This window comes from Undibacterium sp. SXout7W (assembly GCF_049339385.1).
Lineage (GTDB): Bacteria > Pseudomonadota > Gammaproteobacteria > Burkholderiales > Burkholderiaceae_D > Undibacterium.
In genome coordinates this window covers 1-2944 of record NZ_JBMPPF010000040.1, presented here as the reverse complement: position 1 = coordinate 2944, position 2944 = coordinate 1, and the positions used below count along the sequence as shown (strand labels likewise).

Annotated in this window: 2 rRNA genes (1 of these 2 cut by a window edge); both read left to right on the top strand. The window is 50.7% G+C overall.

The features are described from left to right. Positions 1-2586 (top strand): 23S ribosomal RNA (locus ACO0LB_RS20265) (it extends 388 nt beyond the left edge of the window). 194 nt (positions 2587-2780) lie between these two features. Beyond that, positions 2781-2893, top strand: a 5S ribosomal RNA gene (rrf, locus tag ACO0LB_RS20260). Positions 2894-2944: the final 51 nt, after the last annotated feature.

Here is a 2944-nt window from a genome sequence, read left to right as displayed (position 1 = left end):
ACGGATTGGAAACTCCGGCCATAGAGGGTGATAGCCCCTTATACGAAATCATCTTTGTGGTACTAGGCTTGCAACAAGTAGGGCGGGACACGAGAAATCCTGTCTGAACATGGGGGGACCATCCTCCAAGGCTAAATACTCGATATCGACCGATAGTGAACCAGTACCGTGAGGGAAAGGCGAAAAGAACCCCGGGAGGGGAGTGAAATAGAACCTGAAACCGTGTGCATACAAACAGTAGGAGCGGACTTGTTCCGTGACTGCGTACCTTTTGTATAATGGGTCAGCGACTTACATTCAGTGGCAAGGTTAACCGCATAGGGAAGCCGTAGAGAAATCGAGTCCGAATAGGGCGAATCAGTCGCTGGGTGTAGACCCGAAACCAAGTGATCTACTCATGGCCAGGTTGAAGGTGCGGTAACACGCACTGGAGGACCGAACCCACTAATGTTGAAAAATTAGGGGATGAGCTGTGGGTAGGGGTGAAAGGCTAAACAAACTTGGAAATAGCTGGTTCTCTCCGAAAACTATTTAGGTAGTGCCTCTTGTATCACCGTCGGGGGTAGAGCACTGTTATGGCTAGGGGGTCATCGCGACTTACCAAACCATTGCAAACTCCGAATACCGACGAGTGCGAGCAAGGGAGACAGACATCGGGTGCTAACGTCCGGTGTCAAGAGGGAAACAACCCAGACCGCCAGCTAAGGTCCCAAAGTATAGCTAAGTGGAAAACGAAGTGGGAAGGCTAAAACAGTCAGGAGGTTGGCTTAGAAGCAGCCACCCTTTAAAGAAAGCGTAATAGCTCACTGATCGAGTCGTCCTGCGCGGAAGATGTAACGGGGCTAAGCTATACACCGAAGCTGCGGATATGCATTTATGCATATGGTAGGAGAGCGTTCTGTAAGCCTGCGAAGGTGACTTGTAAAGGTTGCTGGAGGTATCAGAAGTGCGAATGCTGACATGAGTAGCGATAATGGGGGTGAAAAGCCTCCACGCCGTAAGCCCAAGGTTTCCTGTTCAACGTTCATCGGAGCAGGGTGAGTCGGCCCCTAAGGCGAGGCAGAGATGCGTAGCTGATGGGAAGCAGGTTAATATTCCTGCACCGTCGTATGATGCGATGGGGGGACGGATCGCGGAAGGTTGTCCGACTGTTGGAATAGTCGGTTTCTTATTTGTAGAAGGTGCTTAGGCAAATCCGGGCACATAATTCAAGGGATAGGGACGAGCGAACTTGTTCGCGAAGCAATCGGAAGTGGTTCCAAGAAAAGCCTCTAAGCTTCAGTCATACGAGACCGTACCGCAAACCGACACAGGTGGGCGAGATGAGTATTCTAAGGCGCTTGAGAGAACTCGGGAGAAGGAACTCGGCAAATTGGTACCGTAACTTCGGGATAAGGTACGCCCTTGTAGCTTGACTGGCTTGCGCCAGAAGGGTGAAGGGGTTGCAATAAACTGGTGGCTGCGACTGTTTAATAAAAACACAGCACTCTGCAAACACGAAAGTGGACGTATAGGGTGTGACGCCTGCCCGGTGCTGGAAGATTAAATGATGGGGTGCAAGCTCTTGATTGAAGTCCCAGTAAACGGCGGCCGTAACTATAACGGTCCTAAGGTAGCGAAATTCCTTGTCGGGTAAGTTCCGACCTGCACGAATGGCGTAACGATGGCCACACTGTCTCCTCCCGAGACTCAGCGAAGTTGAAATGTTTGTGATGATGCAATCTACCCGCGGCTAGACGGAAAGACCCCATGAACCTTTACTGTAGCTTTGCATTGGACTTTGAATCGATCTGTGTAGGATAGGTGGGAGGCTTTGAAGCGTGGACGCCAGTTTGCGTGGAGCCATCCTTGAAATACCACCCTGGTTTATTTGAGGTTCTAACCTTGGCCCGTTATCCGGGTCGGGGACAGTGCATGGTAGGCAGTTTGACTGGGGCGGTCTCCTCCCAAAGTGTAACGGAGGAGTTCGAAGGTACGCTAATTACGGTCGGACATCGTGATGATAGTGCAATGGCATAAGCGTGCTTAACTGCGAGACTGACAAGTCGAGCAGGTACGAAAGTAGGACATAGTGATCCGGTGGTTCTGTATGGAAGGGCCATCGCTCAACGGATAAAAGGTACTCTGGGGATAACAGGCTGATTCCTCCCAAGAGTTCATATCGACGGGGGAGTTTGGCACCTCGATGTCGGCTCATCACATCCTGGGGCTGTAGCCGGTCCCAAGGGTATGGCTGTTCGCCATTTAAAGTGGTACGTGAGCTGGGTTTAAAACGTCGTGAGACAGTTTGGTCCCTATCTGCCGTGGGCGTTGGAAGTTTGAAGGGGGCTGCTCCTAGTACGAGAGGACCGGAGTGGACGAACCTCTGGTGTATCGGTTGTCACGCCAGTGGCATTGCCGAGTAGCTATGTTCGGAAGAGATAACCGCTGAAAGCATCTAAGCGGGAAACTCGCCTTAAGATGAGACTTCCCAGAGACTAGATCTCTTTAAAGGGTCGTTCGAGACCAGGACGTTGATAGGCTGGGTGTGGAAGTGCAGTAATGCATTAAGCTAACCAGTACTAATTGCCCGTAAGGCTTGTCCCTATAACCTTAGCAGGTATAGGCTGCAAGTGAGCAATATGAAGTGTGAGCCAATGAATGTTGGTACAAATCATAACCAGGAATAAACAATAAATTGAGATTGGTGCGGGTAACAACGCACATTCTGCTGAACTCTTCTGAATTGGATTTGCTGTGAGCGACAGAACAACGTTGCCACAACAAATCGACAAGTTATGCCTGATGACCATAGCGAGTTGGTCCCACCCCTTCCCATCCCGAACAGGACCGTGAAACGACTCTGCGCCAATGATAGTGCTGCAACCAGTGTGAAAGTAGGTTATCGTCAGGCTTGTATTCTGCGAACCCCCCGTTACCAGCGTAACGGGGGGTTTTGCTTTTA